The 1,314-nt window shown below is 42.9% G+C and carries 1 protein-coding gene; it reads left to right on the plus strand.

Translation table 11 applies throughout. From position 1 onward, the window contains the following. Nucleotides 1-50: 50 nt before the first annotated feature. The coding region (locus AC3DU7_RS08500; RefSeq protein ID WP_488038919.1) for a TldD/PmbA family protein at nucleotides 51-1,314 on the plus strand (1,264 nt) is incomplete at its 3' end.

Here is a 1,314-nt window from a genome sequence, read left to right on the forward strand (position 1 = left end):
TTCCCTGTTCCCTGTTCCCTGTTCCCTGTTCCCTAAAACCATTAACTGAAATGACTACAGCTATTAAACAAAATCTTCTTAGTGAAGACGAAGCTTTATCTTTATTAGAAACAACTGTCAAAAAATCTGAGGCAGAGGGTATTGTCGTCAGTTTGAACAACAACGAATCATCCCTAAGTCGCTACTCAGAAAATCAAATTAGTCAGAACATTACGAAAACAAAATTTGAACTCAATATTACCAGTTATTTTGGAACTCGTAGCGCTACTGCCTCCACTACAGAATTAGACTCGGATGCTATTACAGCTACTATTCGCACTTCGGAGGAACTTGCCCGCATTGCTCCACAAGATCCGGAATGGGTGCCACTACTGGAACCTCAAGAATATGAAAAACGTACTCCCGCTTTTGATGAGTTGACTGCTACTATCTCCCCACTAGAGCGAGGAAAAATAGTACAACAGGTATGTGCTATGAGTGCCGAAGCAGGAGTGGATGGCTCGGGAACTCTAAGTACAGATACGTTTTTAGGGGCGATCGCTAACTCAGTTGGGTTACGCGCCTGTAATAAATATACAAGAGCAGATTTTAGTTTTACGGCAAGAATTGAAAATGGCTCTAGTTGGAGTCGTAGCACTGCCTGGGGAATAAATCAATTACCTACTGAAACTCTAACGGAGGAATTGATTAACCGTGCTTTTGCCTCCCGCCAACCTAGAGAAATTAGCCCCGGTGTTTATCCTGTGATTTTCAGTGGGGCAGCTTTAGCCGATCTATTGATTTGGCTAATATTTAATTTAGATGCACGAGCGGCAGATGAGGGGCGATCGTTTATGTCGCGTACTGATGAAACAGGTAAACCAGTGGGCAACCGAGTAGGGGAAAAAATGTTTAGTCCTTTAGTCCAGATGCAGCGCTATCCAGGACATCCTTTGTTGCAGTTGGAGACTTTCTCTAGTAGTGGGTTGAGTAATCATTATCTGGAGGTGATTAAGAATGGTGTGCCACAGACTTTATCTTATAGTCGTTATTGGGCAGCACAAAATGGTAAGCAACCTACGGGTTATATGTTTCCAGTGGTGATGGAGGGTTCGGAACAAAGTTTGGCCGATTTAATTGCTCAGACGGAAAGAGCTGTTTTGGTAAATCGTTCGTGGTATGTGCGTTATGTTAATCCTCGGACATTGGAGATGACTGGTATGACACGGGATGGTACTTTTTGGATTGAGGATGGTAAGATTGCTTATCCGATTAAAAATTTGCGGTTTAATCAGGTTTTGCCGGATATGTTGCGAGATGTTGATGCGGTGAGTA

Source organism: Okeania sp. (assembly GCF_983059655.1).